Genomic DNA, 26,621 nt, shown 5'->3' on the forward strand with positions numbered 1-26,621 from the left:
TGCCTCACAATCCGAGAATGGTGGACGCGATGATGTTGCGCTGAACTTCGTTGCTGCCGCCGTAGATCGAGGTCTTGCGGTAGTTGAGGTAGTGCGGCGCACTGGATTGCGCCCAGTCCGGCGACGCGATCCCGTCCCCGTCGACCGGTAGCGCGTCGGCACCGGCGACTTCCACCATCAGCTCGGTGGAGATCTGCTGCAATTGGCTGCCGCGCAGCTTGAGCACCGAGGAAGCCGGATTGGGTTTACCGCCCGAGGAACCCGAAACCACCCGGGCCTGGGTGAGTTCCAGCGCCAGCACCTCGTTTTCGGCTTCGGCCAGCCGAGCGGCGAACAGCGGGTCGTCGAGCAGTCCGTTCTTGGCGGCGTGCCGCTTCACTTCGGCCAGACGCACTTTGGTCCGGCCCACTTGGGCGATGCCGGTGCGCTCGTTGCCCAACAGGAACTTCGCATACGTCCAGCCCTGGTTCTCTTCTCCGACAAGCTGATTCGCGGGTACGCGAACTTCGTCGAAAAACACCTCGTTGACTTCGACGCCGCCGTCGATCAGCTTGATCGGACGCAGAGTCACCCCCGGTGTGTCCATCTCGAAGAGCAGGAACGAGATACCGGCCTGACGCTTGGGCGCCTGCGGGTCGGTACGGACCAGGCAGAAGATCCAGTCCGCGTACTGGCCCAACGTCGTCCATGTCTTCTGACCGTTGACCACGTAGCTGTCGCCGTCGCGGACCGCGGTGGTGCGCAGCGAAGCCAGGTCCGAGCCGGCTTCGGGCTCGGAGAAGCCCTGGCACCACCAGATGTCCAAGCTGGCGGTCGGAGGCAGGAAACGCTGTTTGATCTCGTCCGATCCGAACTCGGCGATCACCGGTCCGACCATCTTGGTGTTGAAGTTCAACGGCTCCGGAACGCTGGCGAGTTGCATCTCGTCGGTCCAGATCTGCGACTGGGTCGGCGTCCAGTCTTTGCCGCCCCATTCGACGGGCCAATTGGGTACCGCGAGTTCGTTTTCGTGCAGCAGCTTGTGATTGGCGACGATCTGCTCGCGGGTCAGCGACTTGCCTTCCCGGACCCGGTCCCGGATCTCGGCGGGGACCTGGGTGGTGAAGAAGGTCCGAAGTTCGTCGCGGAACGCGGCTTCCTCAGATGTGAGTGCCAGCTTCATTGGCAGCCTCCTTTGTCCGGGTGACCGCCGGGACGGGGGCCGCGGCAGTCCTGCACTGCACGTTAGGCGCTGCGTGGCGGCAATCCTCAACCGGGTAGTGCGCAGTCGAAGCCAACACGGCGTCAGCGGCGGCGGCGCCGCCACCACAGCAGGCCGACCAGCGCGATGCCGGCTATCGAAGCCGCCAGCACGATCGTCGGCGTGGCGGCTTCCACCTTCTCCTTCGCCCGCTCCGGCACGTCGACCTTGGCGGCCAAGGCCTCGACGGTGTCGCCCAGCTGGGCGCGGGTCTGGTTGATGTCGGCCCGCAATTCGACGATGTCGGCGTCTGGTCCCGGTTCGGGTGGGGTGGGCTCAACTCCGGTCATGGCGGGCGTCTTTCACTTGCTGGATGTCCTTCTTGACGCTGGCGACGGTCTGCGGGGCCGCCGGTGTCGCTTCTTTGACCTGGCGTCTGCTGACCAGCGCCGCCACCCCGGCCATCGCGAACAGCACGGCGGCCACGATCAGCGCCGCCGCCCAGGTCGGCACAACCAACGCCAGCCCCGCGATAGCGGACGCGATCACACTGGCCAAACCGAAAAACCCCAGCAGTCCCGCCGCGCCGAACAGGCCGGCGCCGGCGCCGGCGTGCTTGGCCGACTCTACGAGTTCCCGCTGCGCCAAACGCATTTCGTCGCGGACAAGGCGTGATGTCTGCGAGGAGAGCTGCGCCAGCAACTCGCCGATCGAGGCATCCTCGGGCGTCGCATTCACGCTCATCGGTGCATCCTCCGTTCTACTGGTCGCCCACCGGCGCGGACATCAGCCCGCTGGCGGCGGTAATCAAAACCAGGCCCATGGCGACCCGGCTACCCGCGAGATGGGCCGCCAAACCTGCTCGACAACGGGCTTTTCCACAGTTTCGTATCGATCCACAAGCGGGCCGTCCGGCGGGTGCGGCACGGCCTGGACGACGGTGGCCGCGCATACGGTCGCGACATGCGAACAGAACTCCCCGCCGAGCGGCTGCAGCGACGGCTGGCCGGCAATCCGGATCCCGAACCAGACGACGATGCCGAAGCCGATGTGGAAGACGACGACCAGGACGACCCGAACTCGCTGTTGCCGCGGTGGATTCCCGACCCGTCGAAGGGTCGAGGCTGGTTGGACAGGGTGCGGGCGGATCCGGGACGGTCCGGTGCCATCGCGCTCGCGGTGATCGCCGCGCTGGCGGTGCTGATCACGATCTTCACCCTGGTAAGCGATCGGCCGTCGCCGGTTACTTCGGCGAAACTGCCACCGGTAGAACGGGTTTCGTCCGCACGGTCGTCGGCTGGCACCGCTCCGCCGGCCGGACCGGTGGTGGTCAGCGTAGTGGGACTGGTACACAAGCCGGGCTTGGTCACATTGGCACCGGGCGCGCGCATCGCCGACGCGCTGCAGGCCGCCGGGGGCGCGGTCGACGGTGCGGACACCGTCGGCCTGAACATGGCCCGCCCGCTCGGTGACGGCGAACAGATCGTCGTCGGGCTGGCGCCGCCGTCGGGCAAACCCGCGGTGCTCGGCAGCTCCGTCGGCACCGGCAGTCCCGCCGGGCCGCCCGCCTCAAGCGTGCCGCCGAGCTCAGGCAAACCGAAGGCGCCGCGGGAGGCGCTCGACCTGAACAGCGCAACCGTCGAGCAACTGGACGCGCTGCCCGGGGTGGGTCCGGTCACCGCCGCAGCGATCCTGTCGTGGCGCCAGACCCACGGCAGGTTCACCACCGTCGACCAACTCGCCGAGGTCGACGGCATCGGCCCGGCGCGGTTGGACAAACTGCGCGCCCTGGTACGTGTCTGACCGCGGGGCGACCGGCGGTGGGGACGGTTCCGGACCCGCCGGCACCGCTGGACGTGCGGCTGGTCCCGGCGGCGCTGACTGGGTGGGTGGTGACGGCCGCCGGGATCGTCTGGCCGATCGGCCGGTCGCTGTCGGGATGCTGTGTTGTGCTCGCGGTCGGTGGGGGCCTGCTGTGGTGGCGGATGCGGCGCGATCCGCGGGCACGGACGGCCGCGGTCAGCGCCGGCCTGGTGGCGGTCGGTGTGGTGGGAGCCGGATACGGCCTGGCGATCGCGCTGCGCACGGACGCGGTCGGGCACCACCCGATCACCGCGGCGTTCGGCACCGTCGCGCCGGTGACGGTGACGCCCAGCGAAAGCGCACTGGCGCTGGGACGTAGCCGGTTGATGTTCCGGGCAACCCTGCAACGGTTGCATGACGACGAATCCTCCGGTCGCGTGGTGGTTTTCGCGCGGGTGCCGGAAGGCGGCGGCGAGTTCGACGAGCTGATGGTCGGTCGGCCGGTGCGGTTCACCGCACGCATCACCCGTCCCACCCGCCATGACCTGACGGTCGCGGTGCTGACCGTGACAGGGCAACCGACCATGGGGAGTGCGGGCTCGGTGCAGCGGGCCGCCCAACTCGTTCGCGATCGGTTCGGCACGGCCGTGCACCAGGTGTTGCCCGCTGACGAGGCCGCCATGTTGCCCGCCCTGGTTCTCGGTGACACCGCGCTGGTCGGCGCGGCTACCAGCGGCGAGTTCCGTGCGGCGGGCATGACGCACCTGACCGCGGTATCGGGAGCCAACGTCACGATCGTGTGCGCGGCCGTGCTGCTGTCGGCACGGTTGATCGGGCCGCGGGCCGCCGTGGCGCTGTCCGGGCTGGCGTTGGTGGCATTCGTGATCGTGGTGCAGCCGACGGCCAGTGTGTTGCGCGCCGCCGTGATGGGCGCGATCGCGCTGGCAGCGATACTGTCCTCGCGGCGGCGACAAGCCATGCCGGCGCTGGCGACCTCGGTGCTGGTGTTGCTGGCCGCGGCTCCGCACCTGGCGGTCGACCTGGGCTTTTCCCTGTCCGTGGTGGCGACCGGCGCGTTGGTTGTCGTCGCGCCCGCCTGGTCACGGCGGCTGGTGGGCCGAGGCTGTCCGAAACCGCTGGCCGACGCCCTCGCCGTCGCCGCGGCGGCTCAGGTCGTGACCGCCCCGCTGGTCGCGGCGATTTCCGGCCGGTTCAGCCTGGTCGCAGTGGTCGCCAACCTGGTGGTGGCGCCGGTGATCGCGCCGATCACGGTGCTCGGCACAGCCGCAGCGGTGTCAGCCGTCTGCTGGCCGGCCGTAGCGCAGCTGCTGATCCGGTTCACCGGGCCGGAAGTGTGGTGGGTGCTGCGCGTCGCGCACTGGGCTGCCGGGGTGCCGGGCGCCGGCGTGCCGGTGCCGTCGGGTGTCGCCGGCCTGGTCGTGGTCGGTTGCAGCAGCGTGCTGGTGGCTGCGATGTGGCGGTGGCGCTGGTTCCGCCTGGCCGCGGGTTCGGCGGTGGGAACGGGCACCTTTTGCCTGGTGGCGTGGTGGCTGTCTCGAGCGGTCCAACCCCATGGTTAGGAATCAGGGGCTGGGTGCAACCGCGGCCTCGTCGATACCCGGCACATCCCCGACGATTTCTTTGATCTTCGCGACGAGCGCGGCTGGTGTAGTGAAGTCGTATTGCTGGCCGTTTATCCTGACCGTCGGCGTGGCGCGGATGCCCGCGGCGTCGGCGGCCGAGGTGACCTTCGACAGGTACTTTCCGCTGTCGATGCAATCCGGGACCGTGCCGGCCGCGCCGGCTTGCCGGGCGAATTCGATCAACCACGCATTGTCGGGAAACGAGGTGCCGGTTTCCGACGGCTGAATGCCCTTGCTGAACAACGCGCCGTGAAATCGGCGGAACGCATCGACAGATTCATCGGCGACACACAGGGCAGCCGCGCCTGCCCGCGACGAATAGTTCTGCGTCCGCGCACTGTCGAGGATCGACACCATCGAATAGTCGGCGGCGATAGCGCCGATATCGATCAGTTTGGACACCGACGGCCCGAACGTCTGCTCGAAACGGCCACAAGCAGGACACAGGAAGTCTTCGTAGAAAGCCACCACGGCCTTGGGTTCAGTGGTGTCGGGGCGGGTGACCAGCGTGTTCGACGCCACCCGCACCGCAGAACTGGGAGGGGACCCGGCGTTTTGTCCCGATGCGGTCTGGGGCGACTCCGACGGCTGCTGCTTGCCCCAAAGATAAACGCCGATGGCCGTGACAAGCACTGCCACCAGGGCGACAGCGCCCGCGACGAGTGCCGCCCGTCCGGGGCTCAGTCCGTTCTTGTTCGCGGCTTGTCGCGGTGGCGCACTGGTGAAAACGTGCTGATTTGCCGGCGCGCTCGGTGCCCAGGTCGCCGGCATAGGACTGGCGGCGGGGGCTTGCGCCTGTCTGATGGGTGGCGGTGTCGGACCCGGCGGCGGCGGGGCGGTGGTGTCGCGAAGCGCCTGGCGGGCGGCGTTGGCCAACTCGCCCGTCGTCGCATACCGCTGATCGGGATCTTTGGCCATGCCCCGCGCGATGACGTCGTCGATGGAGGCTGGGATATGCGCATCGTTGGTCGAGGCTCGCGGTGGCGGGGTACTCAAGTGTGCTGCCACCAGTTGCGGGATGGTGTCGCCCGGGAACGGCGGCCTCCCGGTCAGGCACTCGAAGAGGACACAGGCGAGTGAGTAAATGTCGGCGCGGGCGTCCTCGTCGGCCCCGATGGCCAAGCGCTCCGGTGCGATGTAGTGGAAGGTGCCGATCGTGCTGCCCGTTTTGGTCATGCGCGTCTCGTCTACCGTGCGGGCAATCCCGAAGTCGATCAGATAGGCGAAATCGTCTTCGTCGAGCAGCACATTGGCGGGTTTGATGTCGCGGTGCAGCAACCCGACCCGATGGCCGGCGTGCAACGCTTTGGCCACCTGGCTGACGATCTCAACTGCCCGCGCCGGATCCAGCGGTCCGTCGGCGAGCAGGCTGGCCAGGTCGCGGCCCTCAATCAGCCGCATTTCCAGGTAGAGACGGCCGTCGATCTGACCATAGTTGTGGATCGGGACGACGTGCGGGCTGTTCAGCCGGGTGGCCGCGTGAGCTTCCCGACGAAATCGGCGCTGGAACTCCGCGTCGTCGGACAGGTGCGCTGACAACACTTTGATCGCCACGACTCGGTCGGTCTCGGTGTCGTAGGCGCGCCAGACCTCGCCCATGCCGCCGCGGCCCATCAATTCGACCAAGCGGTAGCGCCCGAACTTCGTTTCCGCCACACCAGCCTCCTAGGATCCGCGGCCCGCGGAACTCCCGACGACCAACCGAGGACAACTGTCGCATGTCCGACTCGCAACCGCGGCTGTCGCAGGCTCGTGACACCATCGTGGCGTGAGCGAGGTTTCGCCGTTGCACCTTGTCCTGGGGGAAGAGGAACTGCTGATCGAGCGGGCCGTCGCGCAGATACTGCGGTCGGCCCGACAACGCGCGGGCACCGGAGCCGAGACGGGGATAGCCGATGTCCCGGTGAACCGGATGCGGGCCGGCGATGTCAGCACCAACGAGCTCGCCGAACTGCTGAGCCCGTCCCTGTTCGCCGAGGAGCGAATCGTGGTGCTCGAGGCAGCGGGAGAAGCCGGCAAGGATGCGGCCACCTTGATCGCGTCGGCCGCCGCGGACCTGCCGCCGGGCACCGTGCTGGTGGTGGTGCACTCCGGTGGCGGCCGGGCCAAGGCGCTGGCGGGGGAGCTGCGGTCCCATGGCGCCCAGGAGCATCCGTGCGCCCGCATCACCAAGGCGAGCGAGCGCACCGACTTCGTCCGGCGCGAATTCCGCTCGTTGAAGGTCAAGGTCGACGAGGAGACGGTGACGGCCTTGCTGGACGCCGTCGGCTCCGATCTCCGTGAGCTGGCATCGGCGTGCTCGCAGCTGGTCGCCGACACCAACGGCTCAGTCGATGCCGCCGCGGTCCGGCGGTATCACAGCGGCAAAGCCGAGGTGAAGGGATTCGACATCGCCGACAAGGCGGTGACCGGCGACGTCGCGGGTGCCGCCGAGGCGCTGCGCTGGGCGATGATGCGCGGCGAACCGCTGGTGGTGCTGGCCGACGCGCTGGCCGAGGCCATTCACACGATCGGGCTGGTGATGGCGCAGTCCGGTGACCCCTACCGGCTGGCCGGGCAGCTGAAAATGCCCCCCTGGCGGGTGCAGAAAGCGCAGAAGCAGGCCCGGCGCTGGTCGCGCGATCGGTTGGCCGTCGCCATGAAGGTGGCGGCAACCCTCAACGCAAATGTCAAAGGGGCCGTCGCCGACGCCGACTACGCGTTGGAATCAGCGGTGCGTGAGGTCGCCGAATTGGCGGCAGACCGGAACTGAGAGCTCAGCCGAGCTTGTGCAGCGCGCGGGCCAGCGCCGACTTCTTGTTGGCGGCCTGGTTCTTGTGGATCACGCCCTTGCTGGCCGCCTTGTCCAATTTGCGGCTCGTCGAGACCAGCAGTTCGGCGGCCTTCTCCTTCTCACCGGCATGGGCCGCCTCACGGAACGCGCGAACAGCCGTGCGCAGCGAAGACTTCACCGACTTGTTGCGCAGCCGGGCGCGCTCGTTAGTGCGGTTGCGCTTCTGCTGCGACTTGATGTTGGCCACGCGTGAATTCCTTAGTCCGTTTCGATTTGGCTTTGCTCGGGGTACCCCTGCAACCCGACAGCGACTGCCCAGGTTATCAGTCGGTTACGTTTTCGCCCAAAACAGTAATTCTGGGTCTGCCGAGCTAGGGGGATTGAGGCAGAGTGACACAGGTGAGTCTTGCCAACCAGGTCGAACCACCGAGGGGGCGGCCCAGCGTCCGTTCCGAACGCATCTTCCAGGGTTACAACACCTCAGATCCGGTGTACGCGCTGGCCTTCGACGAGATGTTCGACGCACAGGGCAACGTTCGCGGCCCCTACAAGGGCATCTACACCGAGTTGGCGCCCACCGATGCGTCGGAGTTGAAGGCGCGCGCCGACGCATTGGGCCGGGCGTTCATCGACCAGGGCATCACGTTCTCGCTCTCGGGTCAGGAGCGCCCGTTCCCGTTGGACCTGGTCCCACGGGTGATCTCGGCCGCTGAATGGACCCGTTTGGAACGCGGCATCACCCAGCGCGTCAAGGCACTCGAGATGTACCTCGACGACATCTACGGCGACCAGGAGATTCTGCGCGACGGCGTCATCCCACGGCGGTTGATCACCTCCTGCGAGCATTTCCACCGCGAGGCGGTCGGCATCGTCCCACCCAACGGGGTGCGGATCCACGTCGCCGGCATCGACCTGATCCGCGACGAAAAGGGCGACTTCCGGGTACTCGAGGACAATCTGCGCTCCCCGTCGGGGGTGTCGTACGTTGTGGAAAACCGGCGCACCATGGCGCGCGTTTTCCCCAACCTGTTCGCCACCCACCGGGTGCGCACCGTCGATGACTACGCGTCACACCTGTTGCGGGCGCTGCGCAACTCGGCGGCCACCAACGAGGCCGACCCGACTGTGGTGGTGCTCACGCCCGGCGTCTACAACTCGGCCTACTTCGAGCACTCCCTGCTGGCCCGCCAGATGGGCGTCGAGCTGGTCGAGGGGCGCGACCTGTTCTGCCGCGACAACCAGGTGTACATGCGCACCACCGGGGGAGAGCGCCAGGTCGACGTCATCTACCGGCGCATCGACGACACGTTCCTGGACCCGCTGCAGTTCCGGGCCGACTCGGTGCTGGGGGTAGCCGGGCTGGTCAACGCCGCCCGCGCCGGCAACGTCGTCATCTCCAGTTCGATCGGCAACGGCGTCGGCGACGACAAGCTGGTCTACACCTACGTGCCGACCATCATCGAGTACTACCTGGGGGAGAAGCCCCTGCTGGCCAACGTCGACACGTATCGCTGCTGGCTCGACGACGAGCGCGAGGAAGTCCTCGACCGGATCCACGAGTTGGTGGTCAAGCCGGTGGAGGGCTCGGGCGGCTACGGCATCGTGTTCGGCCCCGAAGCCTCCGACAAGGAACTCAACGCCCTGGCCAAGAAGATCCGCGACGATCCGCGGGCCTGGATCGCGCAACCGGTGATGGAGCTGTCCACCGTGCCGACCCGGATCGGCGACTCGTTGGCGCCGCGCTATGTCGACCTGCGCCCGTTCGCGGTCAACGACGGTGACGACGTGTGGGTGCTGCCCGGCGGCCTGACGCGCACGGCTTTGGTCGAGGGATCCCGGGTGGTCAACTCCAGCCAGGGCGGCGGGTCCAAGGACACCTGGGTGCTGGCGCCCCGTACGTCGGTGGCCGCTCGCGAGCTGGGGCGGGCTCAGGTGGTGCGCTCGCTGCCGCGGGCCGTTCCCGAGCCCCGCCCGGACCATGCACTGTCATCGGTTCATCAGCCGCAGGACGAGCAGCAGCAACAGCAGAAGGCGGTGGACTGATGCTCGCCCGCAACGCCGAAGCCTTGTATTGGATCGGGCGCTACGTGGAACGTGCCGATGACACCGCGCGCATCCTGGACGTGGCCGTACACCACCTGCTCGAGGATTCCAGCGTCGACCCGGACCGGTCCTCCCGATTGTTGCTCAAGGTGCTGGGCATCGAGCCCCCCGAGCACCGACTGGACGTCTGGTCACTGACCGACTTGGTCGCGTTCCGGCCCAACACCGAGGGCGGCTGTTCGATCGTCGACGCGATCTCGGCGGCACGCGAAAACGCAAGGTCGGCAAGGGAAGTCACCTCCAGCGAAACCTGGGAGTGCATCAACACCACTTACCACGCGCTGCCCGAACGCGAACGCGCGGCCAAACGCCTTGGGCCGCACGAGTTTCTGTCGTTCATCGAGGGCCGCGCGGCGATGTTCGCCGGTCTGGCCGACTCCACGCTGTCCCGCGACGACGGCTACCGGTTCATGGTGCTGGGTCGCGCGATCGAGCGGGTAGACATGACGGTGCGGTTGCTGCTGTCCCGGGTCGGTGACAGCGCGTCGTCGCCCGCCTGGGTGACACTGTTGCGTTCGGCGGGTGCGCACGACACCTATTTGCGCACCTACCGCGGCGCACTGGATGCGGCGCGGGTGGTGGAGTTCATGTTGTTGGACCGGCTTTTCCCGCGCTCGGTCTTCTACTCGCTGAAACTGGCCGAACACAACCTGGAAGAACTCCTGCACAATCCGCAGAGCCGGGTCGGCGCGACCACCGAAGCCCAGCGACTACTCGGTCAGGCGCGCAGCGAGTTGGAATTCCTGCAGCCGGGAGTGCTGCTCGAGACGCTGGAGAACCGCCTGGGCGGTTTGCAGAGAACATGCCGCGAGGTAGGAGATGCGTTGGCGCTACAGTACTTTCACGCCGCTCCGTGGGTGGCGTGGACGGATGCCCGACAGCGTGGCGAACTCGTGCAAAGCCAGGGAGACTCCTGATGTGGCGGATGCGGGTGGTGCACAACACCGGGTACGCATACCAGTCGCCGGTGACGGCGTCCTACAACGAAGCCCGGCTGACGCCGCGGTCCAACACCCGGCAGAACGTCATCCTCAACCGAGTCGAGACCATCCCGGCCACCCGGTCCTACCGCTACATCGACTACTGGGGGACCGCGGTCACGGCCTTCGACCTGCATGCGCCGCACACCGAGCTCACCGTGACGTCCTCGTCGGTGGTCGAAACCGAACCCCCTGAACCGCCGGCGGAGAAGGCCAGTTGGAAAGAACTGGAATCGATGGCCGTGATCGATCGGTTCGACGAAGTGTTGCGCCCCACCGACTACACCCCGACCAGCAAACGTGTTGCGGCCGTGGGTAAGCGGATCATCAAAAATTATGATCCCGCGGAAGCCGCCGTCGCAGCGTCCCGATGGGCGCGCAGCGAGTTGGACTACCTGCCCGGCACCACCGGTGTGCAATCGTCCGGGCTGGATGCGTTGGAACAGGGCAAAGGGGTATGCCAGGATTTTGCGCACCTGACCCTGATTCTGTTGCGCAGCATGGGGATTCCCGGACGGTATGTGTCGGGGTATCTGCACCCCAAACGCGACGCCGCGATCGGCAAAGCCGTAGCCGGACGCAGCCACGCCTGGATTCAGGCCTGGACCGGTGGTTGGTTCAACTACGACCCCACCAACGACACCGAGATCACCGAGCAGTACATCAGCGTGGGCGTCGGCCGGGACTACGCCGACGTGTCACCGCTGAAAGGGATCTACTCCGGGCTGGGAGCCACCGACCTCGACGTGGACGTCGAAATCACCAGGCTCGCCTAGCCGGGGCTGCCGCGGCCTGGTCACGCGGCTGCCGGCTTCCCGGCGGACGAAACCCCGATCCGGTCAGTGACCCAGCAGGTGCCTGGCCGGCGCGTTGATCGCGTCGAGCTGGCTACCCAGCGATTCGGCCGCAGCCGCCTCGGCGCCGGCGTAGGACGCGCCGGACGCGGTCAAGCCTCGGACGATTTGCTCGTGGAAGGCCGCCATCTGCGCGCCGATCCGCTGATAGCCCTCTGCGTGAGCACCCCAGAACGCTGCGACCACGGCCGAGACCTGATCGGCGGCGGCAGCCGGCACGCCGGCCGTCTGCAGTCGCGCACTGACGTTGGCTTCGCTGATCGTCGAGCCGATGTCGGCCAGGTCCCTGGATGCAGCGGCCATCCCCTCCGGCCCCGCTGCAAACCACGTCATCACGCACCTCTTGAACTCAAGAACGGCAGGCCCGGATCGTACCTCGCCGGCAGGTTGAATACGTGCGTTTTCGCCAGGTCGCCTCGGGTGGCGGACCGTGCCGGCTGAGCCGCCGTCAGCGCGCGTGCACCTCGACCCGGTGCAGGTCGTCGCCGAGTTCGATCTGCCCGCCGAATTCGGTTGCCGCCAGAGCCCGCCACTGCTCTTCCTGGCCCGGCACGATACCCGGCACATAGTGCGTCATCACCAGGGTGGCGACCCCGGCGCGGGCCGCGGTGGCAGCCGCCTCCGGTACCGACGAGTGATAGTCGCAGATGTCCTTCAGCCGTTGCTGGGGGACGTGGGAGACGATGTCCTTGCGTATCACGGTGTGCACCAAAGCGCCTGCACCGGCGGCTAATTCGTCGAGACTGGCGCAGGGCACGGTGTCGCCGGCAAGTACCACCGACGCGTCTTCGAACTCGACGCGGAACCCGATCGTCGGCGCCACCGGACGGTGATCGGTGGGGGCAACCCGGATCGTCACACCGTCGCGATCCCATACCGGCCCGTCGGTGTGCTCATGAACCTCGATCGGTGGCGGGGAGTTCAGGTCGGCGTGGTGCGCGATCCGGTAGCCGATGTCGTGACCGAATGCCTTGAGCATCGCGTCCACCACCTGTGCGGTGCCGGGCGGCCCGATGATCTGCAGCGGCGCCGGATCCGGCGCGAAGTTGGTGATCCAGCTGGTGATGAGGACGTCGCCGAGCTCGGCGATGTGGTCGCTGTGCAGGTGGGTGAGCAGCACTGCGCTCAATCCCGCGGCACCCACGCCCACCGCGGCCGCGCGTTGCAGTACTCCGCGCCCGCAGTCCACCAGGAAAGCCTGTCCGCCCGCGCGTACCAGGGTGGCGGGCCCGGCCCGGTTCGGGTCTGGAACGGGGCTGCCGGTGCCGAGCAGGGTGACCTCGATCATGGCTCTATCCTCGCAAGCCGAACGCATCGAGACGTAGTGCTCGGCAGTCAAGATGGCATGACGGTTTCGCTGCAACGGATCACGGCTTCGGATGCTGGCTTTTGCGCCGACCGCGTACGTCGTAGCCTGGTGTGAATCGGATCACAACCCACGGGAGGCTAGATGCGGATCTCGGATGTCTTGCGCAACAAGGGGGCGGCGGTGACGACGATCAACCCCGACGCGACGGTCCGGGAATTGCTGGCCGGCCTGGCGGAGCAGAATATCGGCGCGATGGTGGTGGTCGGCGACGAGGGAGTGGTCGGCATCGTCTCCGAGCGCGACGTGGTGCGCCAACTGCACACGCACGGCGCCAGCGTGCTGTCGCGTCCGGTGTCCAAGATCATGACCAGCGCCGTGGCCACCTGCGCGAAGACCGACACGGTCGACGAGATCAGCGTGCTGATGACGCAGCACCGGGTGCGACACATACCTGTGCTCGACGGCAGGAGGCTGATCGGGATCGTCAGCATCGGCGACGTGGTCAAGACCCGGATGGGCGAACTGGAGGCCGAGCAGCAGCAGCTGCAGTCCTACATCACGCAGGGCTGAGTGTTTGGGCGTTGAGTCTGCGCTGAGGGCGGGGTCTTCTCACACTTTGTCGCCGTAGGCGCAGAGTCAAATTGGGCAGGGCGCTCAGCGCCAGGCGTACTCGCTGCGCAGCCGGGCGGCCACCAGATCGAAGGTCTCGCGGTTCAGGATCGCGCCCTCGCGGCGGATGCTCTCTTCGGGCACGTCGAGCACGCGGTCCAGCCGCACCCAGCTCTGTCTGCCCTCGTAATCCCAATCGCCCGAACCGATCCCGACCCAATGCCGATCCCCGGCGTGCTGCTCCTGGCTGGACAGCATCAGTCCCAGCAAGACGCTGCGTTCGCGGCCCACCACGAGCACCGGCCGGTCCTTGCCGCGGGTCGGGTCGTCCTCGTAAACCACCCAGGTCCAGACGATCTCGCCGGGGTCGGCCCGACCGTCCAGATCTGGGGAATAGACCACCCGGCGAGCCCGCTGCGCAGTCGGGAAGCTCGTCTTCGTCACCGGACGGCCGGTGGTGATCTCGGCCGGCGGCGCCGGCAAACCCATCGCGACGATGTTCGCGGTGATCTTCACGGCTTGCTGGATGGTCCGCAGTGTCTCCTGCGTGTTCTGCAGGCGCTGCACCACTTTCGGAGCCTCGCTGACGAGGTTCTCCGCAAAGCGCTGGAACGTCTTCCACTGTGACTTGCCGGACGACTTCTTACCCGGTGCCATGCTCGCAGCATAACCGCGTGATTGTGTCCCGGTTGTTGTGCACGGATACGCTGGGCATACCCGCCAACCGCCCAACCAGGAGATTCCCATCAGCAGTTTCGCCGACAAGACGTTCACGCCGCCGGCGCAGATTCGGAACTTCTGCATCATCGCTCACATCGACCACGGCAAGTCGACGCTGGCCGACCGAATGCTGCAGCTGACCGGCGTAGTCGACGAACGCTCGATGCGGGCCCAGTACCTGGACCGGATGGACATCGAGCGGGAACGCGGCATCACCATCAAGGCCCAGAACGTCCGGCTGCCCTGGACCTTGAAGGACGGGGCCGGCGCAGGCGACTATGTTCTTCACCTGATCGACACCCCCGGTCACGTCGACTTCACCTACGAAGTGTCCCGTGCGCTGGAAGCCTGCGAGGGCGCGGTGCTGCTGGTCGACGCCGCCCAGGGCATCGAGGCGCAAACGCTGGCCAATCTCTACCTGGCGCTGGACCGTGACCTGCACATCATCCCGGTGCTGAACAAGATCGACCTGCCCGCTGCCGATCCGGACCGCTACGCCGGTGAGATCGCTCACATCATCGGCTGCGAGCCGACCGATGTGCTGCGGGTCTCCGGCAAGACCGGCGAAGGCGTCGGCGACCTGCTCGACCACGTGGTGCGCGAGGTGCCGCCGCCGCAGGGCGACGCCGACGCGCCCAGCCGGGCGATGATCTTCGACAGCGTCTATGACATCTATCGCGGAGTGGTGACCTACGTCCGCGTGGTCGACGGCAAGATCAGTCCCCGTGAGCGCATCGCGATGATGTCCACCGGCGCCACCCACGAACTGCTCGAGGTCGGCATCGTCTCGCCGGAGCCGAAAGCCAGCGCGGGCCTGGGCGTGGGCGAGGTGGGTTACCTGATCACCGGCGTGAAGGACGTGCGGCAGTCCAAGGTCGGGGACACGGTGACCACCGCCCGGCACGGCGCCAAGGAAGCGTTGACGGGCTACCGGGAGCCCAAGCCGATGGTCTATTCGGGCCTGTATCCCGTGGACGGCAGCGACTACCCGAACCTGCGCGACGCGCTGGACAAGTTGCAGCTCAACGACGCCGCGCTGACCTACGAGCCGGAAACCTCGGTGGCTCTGGGTTTCGGCTTCCGGTGCGGCTTCCTGGGGCTGCTGCACATGGAGATCACCCGCGAGCGACTCGAGCGCGAATTCGACCTGGACCTGATCTCGACCTCGCCCAACGTCGTCTACCGGGTGGAGAAGGAAGACAACACCGAGATCGTGGTGACCAACCCCTCGGACTGGCCGGAGGGCAAGGTCCGCACCGTCTACGAACCGATCGTCAAGACCACCATCATCGCGCCCAGCGAATTCATCGGCACCATCATGGAGCTGTGCCAGTCGCGGCGCGGCGAACTGGGCGGCATGGACTATCTGTCGCCCGAGCGGGTGGAGCTGCGCTACACACTGCCGTTGGGCGAGATCATCTTTGACTTCTTCGACTCGCTGAAGTCGCGCACCCGTGGTTACGCCAGCCTCGACTACGAAGAGGCCGGCGAACAGGAAGCCCAATTGGTCAAGGTCGACATCTTGCTGCAGGGCGAAGCCGTCGACGCGTTCAGCGCGATCGTCCACAAGGACGGCGCCTCGGCCTACGGCACCAAGATGACCACCAAACTCAAGGAACTCATCCCGCGCCAGCAGTTCGAGGTGCCGGTACAGGCCGCGATCGGCTCGAAAATCATTGCGCGCGAGAACATCCGGGCGATCCGCAAGGACGTGCTGTCCAAATGCTATGGCGGTGACATCACCCGCAAGCGCAAACTGCTGGAGAAGCAGAAGGAGGGCAAGAAGCGGATGAAGACCATCGGGCGGGTCGACGTGCCGCAGGAAGCCTTCGTCGCCGCACTGTCCACCGATGCCGCGGGGGACAAAGGCAAGAAATAGCCGCAACCAGGGCTACGCGAGGAAGGTCTCGAGCAGATGAAGTCCCGCTGGATCGTCGGTTTCGGGCTCTTGGCCGTGCTGACCGGCTGTACGCAATCCGTCACCGGTACCGCACACCCCGCACCTGGATTGAAACCGCGCCCGCTCGGTGGCGACAGCGTCAAACAGGTGCTGCTCGACGACGCCGCGCTGGAGCGGATACTCGCCCAGCCGTTCAAGGTCGACTCGCAATTCCCGCCCCGTTACGGTGACCGCGACAAGTTGGCGCACGCGTACGGACCCGCGTCGCCGGTCGAGTGTGTCGGCGTCGTGACGACCATGGAGAAGGGCGTCTACGACTCCGCGCCCGTGCAGGACGTCGCACGCCAAACCTGGTGGCATGCAACCGATTCCGTCAAGGTGATCAGCGTGACCGAAGGCGTGGTGACGTTCCCCAAGATCTCTGATGCCGCTGCGCTCTTCGACCAGTTCACCACCCAATGGAAGAACTGCGACGGCACCGCCGTGGAACTGCCCGGCGCCACGCTCAGTTTCACCGACACCATCGGCAGTGTGCGTGTCGCCGATTCCGTTCTGGCAGCGACGATTTACGACCAGGCCAGCTTGTCCAGCTCCACTCCCATGCCGGTGGCACGCGCTGTCGGCGTGCGGGGGAACTGCCTGGTCGAGGTGGAGGTCGCTTTCTTCAGCACCGACAATCCGTCGGATCGGGGATCTGCCAATCTGGGCACCAGCGCGATCGAAATCGCGCACACGGTGATGGACAAGATCACCGCGGCGACGTGACAGCCGGCGGCTAGACGGGCGCGTTGGCGGGCTGGAACGCGCCCGAACCGTCGGCCTCCTCCTCGGCCCGGATCACGTGCACCACCGCATTGATCAGGGCCAGGTGGGTGAACGCCTGCGGGAAGTTACCCAGCTGCCGACCGGTGCGAGGCTCGATTTCCTCGGCATACAGATGCAGCGGGCTGGCATAGGCCAACAGTCGTTCGCACAGCCGCTTGGCTCGCGCCACCTCGCCGATCTCCACCAACGCCGACACCAGCCAGAACGAACAGATGGTGAACGTGCCCTCCTCGCCGGACAGCCCGTCGTCGGTCTCGTGCACGCGGTAGCGCAGCACCAGTCCTTCCTCGGTGAGCTCGTCGGCGATGGCCAGCACGGTGGCACGCACCCGCGGGTCGTCGGGCGGCAGGAACCGGGTCAGCACCACCAGCAACAGCGAGGCGTCCAGGGCGTCATCCCCGTAGCGCTGGGTGAACACGCCGCGGGAGTCCACACCGTGCTCCAGGATGTCGGCCTTGATCTCCTCGGCGATCGCACGCCACTGCTGGGCGTAGCTCTTCTCGCCCTGCCGCTCGGCCAACTTGGCCCCGCGGTCCAGCGCCACCCAGCACATCACCTTCGACGACGTGAAGTGCTGCGGCTCCCCGCGCACCTCCCAGATTCCCCGGTCGGGTCCCCGCCAGTGCTTGATCGCCTCTTCCACCTGCTTCTTCAGTACCGGCCACAGGTTTTCCGGGACCTGCTCGCGGGATTTGGCGTGCAGGTAGAACGAGTCCAGTACCGAGCCCCAGATGTCGTGCTGGACCTGGTCGTAGGCCCCGTTGCCGATGCGCACCGGACGGGCATGGTCGTAGCCGGACAAGTGGTTGAGTTCTTCTTCGACGAGGCTTCGCTCGCCACCGACGCCGTACATCACCTGAAGCGGATGGCGCTCGTCGCTGTTGGCCCCGGACACGTCGGCGATGAACGCGAAAAAGTCGTCGGCCTCACGGTCCAACCCGATCGTGTAGAGACCCCATAACGCGAACGTCGAGTCCCGGATCCACGAGTAGCGGTAGTCCCAGTTGCGTTCGCCCTGCGGCGTCTCCGGCAGCGAAGTGGTGCTCGCCGCCAGCAGCGCGCCGGTCGGGGAGTAGGTCAACCCCTTCAACGTGAGTGCGCTGCGCTGCAGGTACGCCCGCCACGGGTGATCGGGGAAGTTGCCGATGTTGATCCACTGCCGCCAGCACTCCGTGGTCTGCCACATCTTCTCGGCGGCCTCTTTGTAGGTCTGCGGCGCCGGGTGCTTGGTCCAGCTCAGCGCGACGAACACGTCGTCGCCCTCTTTCATCCGGGTGCGGGCGCGCGCCTCGCGGCCCTCCAGGCCGATGTTGAGGTTGGTGGTCAGCCGCAGCGTCGGGTGCGCGTCCGGTTGCTTGGTGGCGCGGGCGATGGCCTCGCCGTAGGCGTTGGCCGAGTACTCCCACGTCGCCCCGAGACGGTGGTAGTCGAAAGCCGGTTCGCAGCTCATCATCAGCTCGACGGTGCCGCTGACGCAGCGCACGGTGCGCAACAGGATGTGCTCGGCGTCCCAGTCCATCGGGGTGCGACGGTGTGTCCGGGAGCGGCGTTCGATGTCGTGCCAGGGGCCCATCACCAGCGCGTCGCGCACGATCAGCCAACCGGTGTGGGTCTGCCAGGTGGTCTCCATGATCAGGCTGCCGGGTAAATAGCGCCGCGCCGACGGCACCGAGACGCCGTACGGACCGAGCCGGAAATGCCCGGCGCTGCGGTCCAAGATCGCACCGAACACGCTCGGGGAATCCGGCCGTGGCACACACAGCCACTCCACGGATCCTGCCGGTGAGATCAGGCACGTGGTTTCCCAGTCCGACAGGAAGGCGTAATCGGCGATGGGCGGGAACGGGTTGCGCGACGGCGAACTGGACACATAGGGGCCGGTCGACTCGAGTTCGACTGCCACCGCGTCGAGAGTGGCCAGCTCAGTGGCGGGTTCGTCGAGCGGGACAAGCTGGTCGTTAGCTGAATCAGCGGCATCGGCATGCAGGACCATCCCGACATCATCGACTGTTCACCGGCCGCTCGTCCACTTCGCGACCGAGGTGTTACCCGGTGGGAGGCGCGTTGGTTTCAGGGGCCGTGCCGCATAGGGTGGGCCCGGTGAACGGGTTCCTGAGTTGGTGGGACGGCGTGGAGCTCTGGCTCTCCGGGCTGCCGTTCGTGCTGCAGGCGCTGGCGGTGATGCCAGTGGTGTTGGCCCTGGCGTATTTTCTGGCGGCATCGTTGGATGCACTGCTCGGCAGGGGAATCCAACTGATGCGCCGGGTTCGCCACTCCGATGAGGCGTCCGGATAACTTCGATGCCGCGTTCGCACGTCACCCTGATTCTGGTCGCTCTGGTGGTGCTGGTGCTTGTCGCGTGGCTGCTCACGCACTGAATCGGCTCTCGAATTGCCGCTTGCGCGAACTCTGTTAGGCTTCGCCACATGCACGCAGCAGCCGATGTTCTGAAGCGCGATATCTTCGCGCTCGGCTGCGTTGACTCCGTCGTGGCTTGCTCCGCGGCACGCGTGCACTGTTGTCGCTGACTCCTGCCCCGTGCGCGGCCTGGTGTGGAGTTTGTGAATCGCCCTGATTCTCATTGATCGCCTATCCGCAGTCACGGGACCGCAATCACAAGTCCCGCACCGGAAGGCCACCAACCGTATATGTCCATAGGGTTTAAGAGCGTGCCGCGCTGGCAACAGCTGGTGGCGACCGTGCTCCTCGTCGGAGTTGTGGCGGCGTGCCGCGGTGGTCCCAGCGACGTCGTGGGCGGCGCAGGACTCGGCAACGCGAAGTCCAGCATCACCCTGGTCGCCTATTCGGTCGCCGAACCCGGTTGGAGCAAGGTGATTCCGGCGTTCAACGCGTCCGAGGAAGGTAACGGCGTGCAGGTGATCAGTTCCTTCGGGGCCTCCGGTGACCAGTCACGCGGCGTCGGGGAGGGCAAGCCGGCGGACCTGGTGAATTTCTCGGTCGAGCCCGACATCACCCGGTTGATCAAGAGCGGCAAGGTCGCCAAAGACTGGAATACCGATGCCACCAAGGGTATTCCCTTCGGATCGCTGGTCACCTTCGTGGTGCGCAAGGGCAATCCGAAGAACATCAAGGATTGGGACGACCTGTTGCGTCCCGGTGTCGAGGTCATCACCCCGAGTCCGCTGAGTTCGGGTTCGGCGAAGTGGAATCTGTTGGCGCCGTACGCAGTGAAAAGCGAAGGCGGCAGGAACAACCAAGCGGGCATCGACTTCATCAACCGACTGGTGCGGGAACACGTGAAATTGCGTCCAGGGTCGGGACGAGAAGCCACGGACGTTTTCGTCCAGGGCAGCGGTGACGTCCTGGTCAGTTATGAGAACGAGGCCATCGCCGCCGAGCGGGCCGGCAAGCCGGTCGAACACGTCACCCCGCCGCAGACGTTCAAGATCGAGAACCCGATCGCCGTGATCACAACCAGCACGCATCTGCCGGCAGCGGTCGCCTTCAAGAATTTCCAGTACACCGCGCAGGCACAGCAGCTGTGGGCGCAGGCCGGTTTCCGGCCGGTCGATCCATCCGTCGCCGCGGCGTTCCGCAATCAGTTCCCGCAGCCGGCGAAGTTGTGGACCATCGCCGACCTCGGCGGCTGGGCCACCGTGGACCCGAAACTGTTCGACAAGAGCGCCGGCAGCATCACCAAGATCTACACGCAGGCCACCGGATGACCGTGACCGTTACTCCTGACCCAGAGGCGATCCGTCCCGAGCTCGAGCAGCCCGGCACCGAAGCGCCGCAACCGGTGCAGCCTGGTGGCGGCCGGATTCGCACCACCTCACTGCGCGTCGGTGTAGCCACGCTGTGGCTGTCGGTGATCGTGCTGCTGCCGCTCGGGGCGATTGTGTGGCAGGCGGTTGGCGGTGGCTGGCAGGCATTCCGGATCGCGGTCACCTCGCACGCCGCGCTGGAATCGTTGCGGGTGACCCTGACGATCTCAATCGGGGTGACCTTGCTCAACACGGTGTTCGGCCTGCTCATCGCCTGGGTGTTGGTGCGGGACAACTTCTTCGGTAAGCGGCTCGTCGACGCTGTCATCGACTTGCCGTTCGCGTTACCGACGATCGTGGCCAGCTTGGTGATGCTTGCGCTCTACGGCAACCACAGCCCGGTGGGCCTGCAACTGCAGCACACCGAATGGGGCGTCGGGGTGGCGCTGGCGTTCGTCACGCTGCCCTTCGTGGTGCGCGCGGTTCAGCCGGTGTTGTTGGAGATCGACAGGGAGACCGAGGAGGCGGCAGCGTCGCTGGGCGCCAATGGCCCCAAGATCTTCACCTCCGTCGTGCTGCCGTCACTGCTGCCCGCGTTGTTGTCCGGTGCGGGCCTGGCCTTTTCCCGCGCCATCGGCGAGTTCGGATCGGTGGTGTTGATCGGCGGTGCGGTGCCCGGCAAGACCGAAGTGTCCTCGCAATGGATACGAACGCTGATCGAGAACGACGACCGCACCGGGGCGGCGGCGATATCGATTGTGTTGCTGTCGATTTCGTTCGTCGTGCTGTTGATCCTGCGGATCATCGGTGGCCGGGCAGCCAAGCGCGAGGAGATGTCCCGGTGAAGCCGTCACGCGCAATCCGCTACCTTCTTCGATACAGCGCGTTGGCATATGTCGCTGTGCTGCTGATCATCCCGGTGATCCTGATCCTTTGGCGCACGTTCGAGCCAGGGCTGGGTCAGTTCTACGACTGGATCAGCACCCCGGCCGCGGTGTCGGCGCTGAACCTGTCGCTGCTGGTGGTGGCCATCGTGGTGCCGCTGAATGTGGTGTTCGGGATTCCGACGGCATTAGTGTTGGCGCGCAACCGGTTCCGCGGTAAAGGCATCCTGCAGGCAATCATCGATCTGCCGTTCGCGGTCTCGCCCGTCATCGTTGGCGTGTCCCTGATCGTGCTCTGGGGCGCGAGCGGCGCACTGGGATTCGTCGAGCGTGATCTCGGCTTCAAGATCATCTTCGGCCTGCCGGGCATCGTGCTGGCCAGCATCTTCGTCACGCTGCCGTTCGTGGTGCGCGAGGTCGAGCCGGTGCTGCACGAGTTGGGCACCGATCAGGAACAGGCCGCGGCGACCCTCGGTTCTGGCTGGTGGCAGACATTTTGGCGGATCACCCTGCCCTCCATCCGGTGGGGTCTGACGTACGGCATCGTGTTGACCGTCGCGCGCACGCTCGGCGAGTACGGCGCGGTCATCATGGTGTCGTCCAACCTGCCGGGGCAGTCGCAGACGCTGACGTTATTGGTGTCGGACCGCTACAACCGGGGCGCGGAATACGGCGCGTACGCGCTGTCGACCCTGCTGATGGCGGTTGCCGTGCTCGTTCTGATCGTTCAAGTGGTGCTGGACGCACGTCGGGCACGTGCGAGCAAGTAGGCCGGACAAGGAGATTCGAGGATGACCGACACTGGGACCAACCAGGGCAACGCGATTGTGGTGCGGGATGCCTACAAGCACTACGGCGATTTCGTGGCGCTGGATCACGTGGACTTCGTGGTGCCCAACGGTTCGTTGACGGCGTTGCTGGGGCCGAGTGGCTCGGGCAAGTCGACGCTGCTGCGTACGATCGCGGGTCTGGACCAACCCGACTCCGGGACCGTCATCATCGAGGGTCGCGACGTCACGCGGGTGCCGCCGCAGCGCCGCGACATCGGATTCGTGTTCCAGCACTATGCCGCGTTCAAGCACCTGACCGTGCGCAACAACGTCGCCTACGGTTTGAAGATCCGTAAGCGGCCGAAGGCCGAAATCAAGGAGAAGGTCGACCACCTGCTGGAGGTGGTGGGCCTGAGCGGTTTCCAAAACCGCTATCCGAACCAGCTTTCCGGCGGTCAGCGCCAGCGCATGGCCCTGGCCCGCGCACTGGCGGTCGACCCGCAGGTGCTGCTGCTCGACGAGCCGTTCGGCGCGCTGGACGCCAAGGTGCGCGAGGATCTGCGGTCCTGGTTGCGGCGTCTGCACGACGAGGTCCACGTCACCACGGTGCTGGTCACCCACGACCAGGCCGAAGCGCTGGATGTGGCCGACCGGATCGCCGTGTTGAACAAGGGCCGCATCGAACAGGTCGGTTCGCCGACCGAGGTCTACGACACCCCAGCGAACTCGTTCGTGATGTCCTTCCTGGGCGCGGTGTCCGCGCTCAACGGTGCTCTGGTCCGCCCGCATGACATCCGGGTGGGCCGCAATCCCGAGATGGCGATTGCCGGCGGCGACGGTACAGCGGAATCGATCGGTGTGGTGAAGGCGTCGGTCGATCGGGTGGTGACGTTGGGATTCGAGGTCCGGGTCGAGCTGACCAGCGCGGTCAGCGGGGGTCCGTTCACCGCGCAGATCACCCGTGGCGACGCTGAGGCGCTGGCGCTCAAGGAAGGTGACACCGTCTACGTCCGCGCCACCCGGGTACCGCCGATCGCCGACGCCGTGTCCGACGACGAGGACGACAAGGAACTTACCTCGGCCTAGCGGTCCCGGTACGCCACCTGCGGATCGAACGGACTGTGGACAACTGCGACAGGCGCTGCGTCGTCACATGATTCGCATAAGCAGCCCAACTGCCACCACGACGAACACGACGACGAAGACGGCCAGTCCGATCAGGCTGGCCACGGCAACCGGGGTCAGCCTGCGCCCTGGGCGCTCCTGCTGCTCGGACAGACCGGATGTCTGCGCGGAGTCCGGCGGAGTGGATCCGGGCGGGACGCCCCCTCCGGGTTCGAGACCGGGTACTTGAGCGGGGTCCGGGTCCGGTGGTGTCGCGGTCATGGTCGCGAGTACCCCGTCGTGCTCAGGTCACACGGTTACGCGGCAATACGCTGCGCCACGACCTGATCGAAGCGATCCAGCACCGTGGCAGCAACCAGTCGATGCGCACCCAGCGGCGCCGCCATCTCGACGCCGGCATTGATTGCGAACCGCTCGACCCGATCCGGGATGCGTCCCGGCGCAAGGAACCAGGGCGCGATGATTACTCGTCGGGCACCCCGGTCGCGCAACCGCTCGAGCGCTGCATCCATCGGCGCCTCCGGGCGGGTGGCGAACGCGGTTGTCACTGCAGCCCAACGAGTTCCGATCGCCAGTCGAGGCGCGACCTCGCCGGTGCGAGCGTTGGCCACCGGGTTCGACGAGCCGATCGCCACCACCAGCACACCGGTGGTGTCGTCGAACCGGGACACCCGTCGCTGACCAATCCGATGACGCAGCACCGAGACCAGCCGCTCGTCTTCACCGAGCACTGCTGCCTGGCGCACCCTGTCCCCGACACCGGATGCGGCGATCTGGGCCGGGATATCCACCCGGGCGTGGTAGGCGTCGGCCAACAAGAACGGAGTGACCACCGCCTGGCCCGGACACTCGCGCAGGACGTCGGCCAGCCCCGGCGAATTGTGCTCGCAGAACGCAACCCGCACATCGAGGCCGGGACGAAGCAGCGTCACCCGGCGGGCGACCGCGCGCGCATTCGCCGCCGACCGCGGGTCCGCACTGCCGTGCGCCGCGAGAACCAGAGACGTCACGACGCGTGCAACCCGCATTCGGTCTTGGCCTGCCCCTGCCAACGTCCGCTGCGGGGATCCGCGCCCTCCAGCGGCTTGGCCGTGCACGGAGCGCAACCGATCGACGGATAACCCTCGTAGACAAGGGGATTGACCAACACGTCGTGCTCGTCGATGTACTCCTGCATATCCTGATCCGACCATGCCGCCAGCGGGTTGATCTTCACCAGCTTGAAAGCCTCGTCGAAGCTGATCAGCGGGGCGTTGGCGCGGGTGGGCGCCTCGACCCGCCGGATGCCGGTGACCCATGCGGAGTAACCGCGCAACGACTTGCCCAGCGGCGCCACCTTGCGCTGCCGGCAGCACTCGCCAGGATCGCGGGCGAACAAGTCCTTGCCGTACAGCCGGTCCTGCTCGGCCACCGAGTGCTCAGCGGTGACGTTGAGAACGCGGATGTCGTAGACGGACTCGACCGCGTCGCGGGTGCCGATCGTCTCCACGAAGTGGTAACCGGTGTCCAGGAACAGCACCGGCACGCCCGGCCGGATCTTGGCCGCCAGGTCAACCAGCACCGCGTCCTGCATGTTCGAAGCCACCACGTAGTTGCACGTCGCCCAGCCACGTGGGCCGTTGACGCCGCCGAAGTTCTCATCGGTCCACCGCAGCAGCTCGCTGGCGCTGGCGCCTTCGAGTTCGACCGCGCCGCGTGCCGCCACCTCCCGCAGCTCGCCTTCGGTCAGCTTGGTGGCTTCGCTCATCGCAGGTCGTCCTCCTCGGCCCGAATGGCCCACTGGGCAAAGCGTTCACCGTCGTTGCGGTGCTTGAGGAAGTTGCGCGTCACCCGGTCGATGTAGTCGCCCAGCTCGTCGCTGGTGACCTTGTGCTGACGCAGTTTCCGGCCGAATCCGCTGTCCAGACCGAGGCTGCCACCCAGATGCACCTGGAAGCCCTCGACCGGGTTACCGTCGCCGTCGTCGACCATCTGGCCCTTGAAGCCGATGTCTGCGACCTGAATCCGCGCGCACGAGTTGGGGCAACCGTTGATGTTGACGGTGATCGGCACGTCCAGCTCAGCGTTGATGCCTTCCAGGCGAGCTTCCAGCTCCGGCGCCAAAGTCTGTGCCCTGACCCGGGTTTCGGCGAACGACAGCTTGCAGTACTCGATCCCGGTGCACGCCATCAGGTTTCGGCGCCAATGCGACGGACGCGTGTGCAGATCGAGCTCTTCCAATCCGGCGATCGTCTCGTCGACCTTGTCGTCGGGGATATCCAGAATCACCAGCTTCTGGTAGGGGGTGAACCGAATCCGGTTCGAACCGGCCCGCTCGGCCAAATCTGCCACCGCCGAAAGGATGGTGCCCGACACCCGCCCGGCGATCGGAGAGGCGCCGATGGCGTTCAGCCCGTTCTTGAGTCGCTGCACGCCGACGTGGTCGATCGGATGCGCGACCGGTTGCGGCGCAGGTCCGTCGAGCAACGGACGCTTGAGGTACTCGGTCTCGAGGACTTCGCGGAATTTTTCTACGCCCCAGTCCTTGACCAGGAACTTCAGCCGCGCCTTGGCGCGCAGTCGCCGGTAGCCGTAGTCGCGGAACAACGACGTCACCGCCTCCCAGACCTCGGGCACCTCTGCCAGCGGGACCCACACGCCGAGACGTTGGGCCAACATCGGGTTGGTGGACAGTCCGCCACCGACCCACAGGTCCAGCCCGGGTCCGTGCTCGGGATGGTTGACGCCGATGAACGAGATGTCGTTGACCTCGTGCACCACATCCTGCAGGCCAGAGATTGCGGTCTTGTACTTGCGGGGCAGGTCGGCGTATTCGGGCTTGCCGATGTAGCGCTTGACGATCTCCTCGACGGCCCAGGTGGGGTCCAGTACCTCGTCGAGCGACTCACCGGCCAGCGGCGAGCCCAGCACCACACGCGGGCAGTCGCCGCACGCCTCCGTCGTCCGCAACCCGACCTCGTCCAGTCGCCGCCAGATTTCCGGGACGTTCTCCACCTCGATCCAGTGGTACTGGATGTTCTGCCGGTCGGAGATGTCGGCGGTGTCACGGGCGAATTCGGTCGAAATCTGGCCCAGCGTGCGCAGCGCGGTCGTCGACAGCGCGCCGCCGTCGCACCGCACCCGCATCATGAAGTAGCGGGCCTCCAGCAGATCGGCGTTGTCGTCGCCGGTGAACGATCCGTCGTAGCCCTGCTCACGCTGGGTGTAGAGGCCCCACCAGCGGAACCGGCCGCGCAGGTCGCTCTTGTCGATGCTGTCGAAGCCGCCCCGGGCGTAGATCGTCTCGATGCGCTCCCGCACATCCAGCGGGGCGCCGGCGTGCTTCATCTCTTCGTTGGGATTGAGCGGCTCGCGATTACCCAGCGCCCACTGGCCCTCGTTGCGAGGTGCCTTGGCGGGACGTGCTGCGGTCATGCGG

25 protein-coding genes and 2 pseudogenes are annotated in these 26,621 nt (G+C 66.6%); 14 read left to right on the forward strand and 13 right to left on the reverse strand.

Translation table 11 applies throughout. From position 1 onward, the window contains the following. Positions 1 to 4: 4 nt before the first annotated feature. From AC5Y47_RS16510 to AC5Y47_RS16520, 3 genes are all read right to left on the reverse strand, one after another. Positions 5 to 1,162, reverse strand: coding sequence for an acyl-CoA dehydrogenase family protein (locus AC5Y47_RS16510; RefSeq protein ID WP_499945176.1), 1,158 nt, complete (start codon positions 1,160 to 1,162; stop codon positions 5 to 7). Between the two features lie 122 nt (positions 1,163 to 1,284). Further along, on the reverse strand, positions 1,285 to 1,530 hold the full coding sequence (locus tag AC5Y47_RS16515; protein ID WP_499945177.1) for a DUF3618 domain-containing protein: 246 nt from the start codon (positions 1,528 to 1,530) through the stop codon (positions 1,285 to 1,287). Further along, entirely contained in the window at positions 1,517 to 1,924 is a 408-nt protein-coding gene (locus AC5Y47_RS16520) for a phage holin family protein (RefSeq protein WP_499945178.1), read from the reverse strand. Before AC5Y47_RS16520 ends, AC5Y47_RS16515 begins: the two co-directional genes overlap by 14 nt. Positions 1,925 to 2,143: 219 nt before the next feature. Between AC5Y47_RS16520 and AC5Y47_RS16525 the strand changes: the two genes are divergently transcribed. Both AC5Y47_RS16525 and AC5Y47_RS16530 read left to right on the forward strand, forming a co-directional pair. Then, positions 2,144 to 2,983: a ComEA family DNA-binding protein gene (locus AC5Y47_RS16525; protein ID WP_499945179.1), complete on the forward strand. Its 840-nt coding sequence runs from the start codon at positions 2,144 to 2,146 to the stop codon at positions 2,981 to 2,983. A 17-nt stretch (positions 2,984 to 3,000) separates the two neighbouring features. Further along, a complete protein-coding gene (locus AC5Y47_RS16530) occupies positions 3,001 to 4,563 on the forward strand; it encodes a ComEC/Rec2 family competence protein (RefSeq protein ID WP_499945180.1) in 1,563 nt (520 codons plus the stop codon). Between the two features lie 3 nt (positions 4,564 to 4,566). Here the strand turns inward: AC5Y47_RS16530 and AC5Y47_RS16535 are convergent, their stop codons facing one another. Next, positions 4,567 to 6,282, reverse strand: coding sequence for a serine/threonine protein kinase PknE (locus AC5Y47_RS16535; protein ID WP_499945181.1), 1,716 nt, complete (start codon positions 6,280 to 6,282; stop codon positions 4,567 to 4,569). A 112-nt stretch (positions 6,283 to 6,394) separates the two neighbouring features. On the opposite strand from AC5Y47_RS16535, the gene holA reads away from it, so the two are divergent. Continuing rightward, positions 6,395 to 7,378 carry a DNA polymerase III subunit delta gene (gene holA / locus AC5Y47_RS16540; RefSeq protein ID WP_499945182.1) on the forward strand — a complete coding sequence of 328 codons (984 nt, stop codon included), beginning with the start codon at positions 6,395 to 6,397 and terminating at the stop codon, positions 7,376 to 7,378. A gap of 4 nt (positions 7,379 to 7,382) precedes the next feature. On the opposite strand, the gene rpsT is transcribed toward holA, so the two are convergent. Further along, on the reverse strand, positions 7,383 to 7,646 hold the full coding sequence (gene rpsT / locus AC5Y47_RS16545) for a 30S ribosomal protein S20 (RefSeq protein ID WP_499945183.1): 264 nt from the start codon (positions 7,644 to 7,646) through the stop codon (positions 7,383 to 7,385). 143 nt (positions 7,647 to 7,789) lie between these two features. Between rpsT and AC5Y47_RS16550 the strand changes: the two genes are divergently transcribed. Genes AC5Y47_RS16550 through AC5Y47_RS16560 form a run of 3 tightly spaced genes read left to right on the forward strand, consistent with a single transcriptional unit; the run spans position 7,790 to position 11,258 of the window. After that, on the forward strand, positions 7,790 to 9,442 hold the full coding sequence (locus tag AC5Y47_RS16550) for a circularly permuted type 2 ATP-grasp protein (RefSeq protein WP_499945184.1): 1,653 nt from the start codon (positions 7,790 to 7,792) through the stop codon (positions 9,440 to 9,442). Further along, the gene (locus AC5Y47_RS16555; protein WP_499945185.1) at positions 9,442 to 10,419 is read left to right on the forward strand and encodes an alpha-E domain-containing protein; all 978 of its coding nucleotides are present in this window, start codon (positions 9,442 to 9,444) and stop codon (positions 10,417 to 10,419) included. The genes AC5Y47_RS16550 and AC5Y47_RS16555 overlap by 1 nt, the downstream gene beginning before the upstream one ends. Beyond that, the gene (locus AC5Y47_RS16560) at positions 10,419 to 11,258 is read left to right on the forward strand and encodes a transglutaminase family protein (protein WP_499945186.1); all 840 of its coding nucleotides are present in this window, start codon (positions 10,419 to 10,421) and stop codon (positions 11,256 to 11,258) included. The genes AC5Y47_RS16555 and AC5Y47_RS16560 overlap by 1 nt, the downstream gene beginning before the upstream one ends. 63 nt (positions 11,259 to 11,321) lie before the next feature. Here the strand turns inward: AC5Y47_RS16560 and AC5Y47_RS16565 are convergent, their stop codons facing one another. Both AC5Y47_RS16565 and AC5Y47_RS16570 read right to left on the reverse strand, forming a co-directional pair. Beyond that, positions 11,322 to 11,669 carry a PE family protein gene (locus AC5Y47_RS16565; protein WP_499945187.1) on the reverse strand — a complete coding sequence of 116 codons (348 nt, stop codon included), beginning with the start codon at positions 11,667 to 11,669 and terminating at the stop codon, positions 11,322 to 11,324. 115 nt (positions 11,670 to 11,784) lie between these two features. Next, positions 11,785 to 12,624 carry a ribonuclease Z gene (locus AC5Y47_RS16570; protein WP_499945188.1) on the reverse strand — a complete coding sequence of 280 codons (840 nt, stop codon included), beginning with the start codon at positions 12,622 to 12,624 and terminating at the stop codon, positions 11,785 to 11,787. Positions 12,625 to 12,786: 162 nt separating this feature from the next. Between AC5Y47_RS16570 and AC5Y47_RS16575 the strand changes: the two genes are divergently transcribed. Beyond that, a complete protein-coding gene (locus AC5Y47_RS16575) occupies positions 12,787 to 13,215 on the forward strand; it encodes a CBS domain-containing protein (RefSeq protein ID WP_499945189.1) in 429 nt (142 codons plus the stop codon). A gap of 84 nt (positions 13,216 to 13,299) precedes the next feature. On the opposite strand, the gene AC5Y47_RS16580 is transcribed toward AC5Y47_RS16575, so the two are convergent. Continuing rightward, complete coding sequence (locus tag AC5Y47_RS16580; protein WP_499945190.1) at positions 13,300 to 13,911, reverse strand: type II toxin-antitoxin system PemK/MazF family toxin; 612 nt, start codon at positions 13,909 to 13,911, stop codon at positions 13,300 to 13,302. Here AC5Y47_RS16580 and lepA point away from each other — a divergent pair. Together lepA and AC5Y47_RS16590 are read left to right on the forward strand one after the other, a co-directional pair. Continuing rightward, positions 13,905 to 15,853: pseudogene (gene lepA, locus AC5Y47_RS16585) on the forward strand (translation elongation factor 4). The gene AC5Y47_RS16580 and the pseudogene lepA sit on opposite strands and share 7 nt — an antisense overlap. Positions 15,854 to 15,889: 36 nt before the next feature. Next, positions 15,890 to 16,639, forward strand: a complete 750-nt coding sequence (locus AC5Y47_RS16590; RefSeq protein WP_499945191.1) for a sensor domain-containing protein — start codon at positions 15,890 to 15,892, stop codon at positions 16,637 to 16,639. A 10-nt stretch (positions 16,640 to 16,649) separates the two neighbouring features. On the opposite strand, the pseudogene AC5Y47_RS16595 reads toward AC5Y47_RS16590, so the two are convergent. Next, positions 16,650 to 18,554, reverse strand: a pseudogene (locus AC5Y47_RS16595) (glycoside hydrolase family 15 protein); the annotation flags it as partial. 236 nt (positions 18,555 to 18,790) lie between these two features. Here AC5Y47_RS16595 and AC5Y47_RS16600 point away from each other — a divergent pair. The 5 genes from AC5Y47_RS16600 to AC5Y47_RS16620 all read left to right on the forward strand — a co-directional run bounded on the left by AC5Y47_RS16600 (position 18,791) and on the right by AC5Y47_RS16620 (position 23,164). Beyond that, positions 18,791 to 18,994: a hypothetical protein gene (locus tag AC5Y47_RS16600; RefSeq protein ID WP_499945281.1), complete on the forward strand. Its 204-nt coding sequence runs from the start codon at positions 18,791 to 18,793 to the stop codon at positions 18,992 to 18,994. 353 nt (positions 18,995 to 19,347) lie between these two features. Further along, positions 19,348 to 20,385, forward strand: coding sequence for a sulfate ABC transporter substrate-binding protein (locus AC5Y47_RS16605; protein ID WP_499945192.1), 1,038 nt, complete (start codon positions 19,348 to 19,350; stop codon positions 20,383 to 20,385). Next, a complete protein-coding gene (gene cysT, locus AC5Y47_RS16610) occupies positions 20,382 to 21,269 on the forward strand; it encodes a sulfate ABC transporter permease subunit CysT (RefSeq protein ID WP_499945193.1) in 888 nt (295 codons plus the stop codon). The genes AC5Y47_RS16605 and cysT overlap by 4 nt, the downstream gene beginning before the upstream one ends. After that, positions 21,266 to 22,078 (forward strand): sulfate ABC transporter permease subunit CysW, encoded by an 813-nt coding sequence (gene cysW / locus AC5Y47_RS16615; protein WP_499945194.1) that lies wholly within the window; start codon positions 21,266 to 21,268, stop codon positions 22,076 to 22,078. Before cysT ends, cysW begins: the two co-directional genes overlap by 4 nt. Positions 22,079 to 22,099: 21 nt before the next feature. Continuing rightward, entirely contained in the window at positions 22,100 to 23,164 is a 1,065-nt protein-coding gene (locus AC5Y47_RS16620) for a sulfate/molybdate ABC transporter ATP-binding protein (RefSeq protein ID WP_499945196.1), read from the forward strand. 63 nt (positions 23,165 to 23,227) lie between these two features. Here AC5Y47_RS16620 and AC5Y47_RS16625 read toward each other — a convergent pair whose 3' ends face one another. Genes AC5Y47_RS16625 through AC5Y47_RS16640 form a run of 4 tightly spaced genes read right to left on the reverse strand, consistent with a single transcriptional unit; the run spans position 23,228 to position 26,617 of the window. Next, positions 23,228 to 23,464: a DUF6480 family protein gene (locus tag AC5Y47_RS16625; RefSeq protein ID WP_499945199.1), complete on the reverse strand. Its 237-nt coding sequence runs from the start codon at positions 23,462 to 23,464 to the stop codon at positions 23,228 to 23,230. Positions 23,465 to 23,499: 35 nt separating this feature from the next. Next, the gene (locus tag AC5Y47_RS16630) at positions 23,500 to 24,231 is read right to left on the reverse strand and encodes a sirohydrochlorin chelatase (RefSeq protein ID WP_499945201.1); all 732 of its coding nucleotides are present in this window, start codon (positions 24,229 to 24,231) and stop codon (positions 23,500 to 23,502) included. Next, a complete protein-coding gene (locus AC5Y47_RS16635) occupies positions 24,210 to 24,950 on the reverse strand; it encodes a phosphoadenylyl-sulfate reductase (protein WP_499945204.1) in 741 nt (246 codons plus the stop codon). The genes AC5Y47_RS16630 and AC5Y47_RS16635 overlap by 22 nt, the downstream gene beginning before the upstream one ends. After that, positions 24,947 to 26,617 carry a nitrite/sulfite reductase gene (locus AC5Y47_RS16640; protein ID WP_499945207.1) on the reverse strand — a complete coding sequence of 557 codons (1,671 nt, stop codon included), beginning with the start codon at positions 26,615 to 26,617 and terminating at the stop codon, positions 24,947 to 24,949. The genes AC5Y47_RS16635 and AC5Y47_RS16640 overlap by 4 nt, the downstream gene beginning before the upstream one ends. Positions 26,618 to 26,621: the final 4 nt, after the last annotated feature.

This window comes from Mycobacterium sp. NGS22 (genome assembly GCF_059813095.1).

What these genes read in the sequence shown, in the direction of transcription:
- AC5Y47_RS16630 (WP_499945201.1), bottom strand. Translation starts at nt 24,231, where the DNA reads ATGCGGGTTGCACGCGTCGTGACGTCTCTGGTTCTCGCGGCGCACGGC.
- AC5Y47_RS16525 (WP_499945179.1), top strand. Translation starts at nt 2,144, where the DNA reads ATGCGAACAGAACTCCCCGCCGAGCGGCTGCAGCGACGGCTGGCCGGC.
- AC5Y47_RS16520 (WP_499945178.1), bottom strand. Translation starts at nt 1,924, where the DNA reads ATGAGCGTGAATGCGACGCCCGAGGATGCCTCGATCGGCGAGTTGCTG.
- AC5Y47_RS16625 (WP_499945199.1), bottom strand. Translation starts at nt 23,464, where the DNA reads ATGACCGCGACACCACCGGACCCGGACCCCGCTCAAGTACCCGGTCTC.
- AC5Y47_RS16510 (WP_499945176.1), bottom strand. Translation starts at nt 1,162, where the DNA reads ATGAAGCTGGCACTCACATCTGAGGAAGCCGCGTTCCGCGACGAACTT.
- AC5Y47_RS16575 (WP_499945189.1), top strand. Translation starts at nt 12,787, where the DNA reads ATGCGGATCTCGGATGTCTTGCGCAACAAGGGGGCGGCGGTGACGACG.
- AC5Y47_RS16590 (WP_499945191.1), top strand. Translation starts at nt 15,890, where the DNA reads ATGAAGTCCCGCTGGATCGTCGGTTTCGGGCTCTTGGCCGTGCTGACC.
- AC5Y47_RS16640 (WP_499945207.1), bottom strand. Translation starts at nt 26,617, where the DNA reads ATGACCGCAGCACGTCCCGCCAAGGCACCTCGCAACGAGGGCCAGTGG.
- cysT (WP_499945193.1), top strand. Translation starts at nt 20,382, where the DNA reads ATGACCGTGACCGTTACTCCTGACCCAGAGGCGATCCGTCCCGAGCTC.
- AC5Y47_RS16555 (WP_499945185.1), top strand. Translation starts at nt 9,442, where the DNA reads ATGCTCGCCCGCAACGCCGAAGCCTTGTATTGGATCGGGCGCTACGTG.
- AC5Y47_RS16635 (WP_499945204.1), bottom strand. Translation starts at nt 24,950, where the DNA reads ATGAGCGAAGCCACCAAGCTGACCGAAGGCGAGCTGCGGGAGGTGGCG.
- AC5Y47_RS16580 (WP_499945190.1), bottom strand. Translation starts at nt 13,911, where the DNA reads ATGGCACCGGGTAAGAAGTCGTCCGGCAAGTCACAGTGGAAGACGTTC.
- AC5Y47_RS16515 (WP_499945177.1), bottom strand. Translation starts at nt 1,530, where the DNA reads ATGACCGGAGTTGAGCCCACCCCACCCGAACCGGGACCAGACGCCGAC.
- AC5Y47_RS16565 (WP_499945187.1), bottom strand. Translation starts at nt 11,669, where the DNA reads ATGACGTGGTTTGCAGCGGGGCCGGAGGGGATGGCCGCTGCATCCAGG.
- AC5Y47_RS16620 (WP_499945196.1), top strand. Translation starts at nt 22,100, where the DNA reads ATGACCGACACTGGGACCAACCAGGGCAACGCGATTGTGGTGCGGGAT.
- AC5Y47_RS16560 (WP_499945186.1), top strand. Translation starts at nt 10,419, where the DNA reads ATGTGGCGGATGCGGGTGGTGCACAACACCGGGTACGCATACCAGTCG.
- AC5Y47_RS16605 (WP_499945192.1), top strand. Translation starts at nt 19,348, where the DNA reads ATGTCCATAGGGTTTAAGAGCGTGCCGCGCTGGCAACAGCTGGTGGCG.
- AC5Y47_RS16570 (WP_499945188.1), bottom strand. Translation starts at nt 12,624, where the DNA reads ATGATCGAGGTCACCCTGCTCGGCACCGGCAGCCCCGTTCCAGACCCG.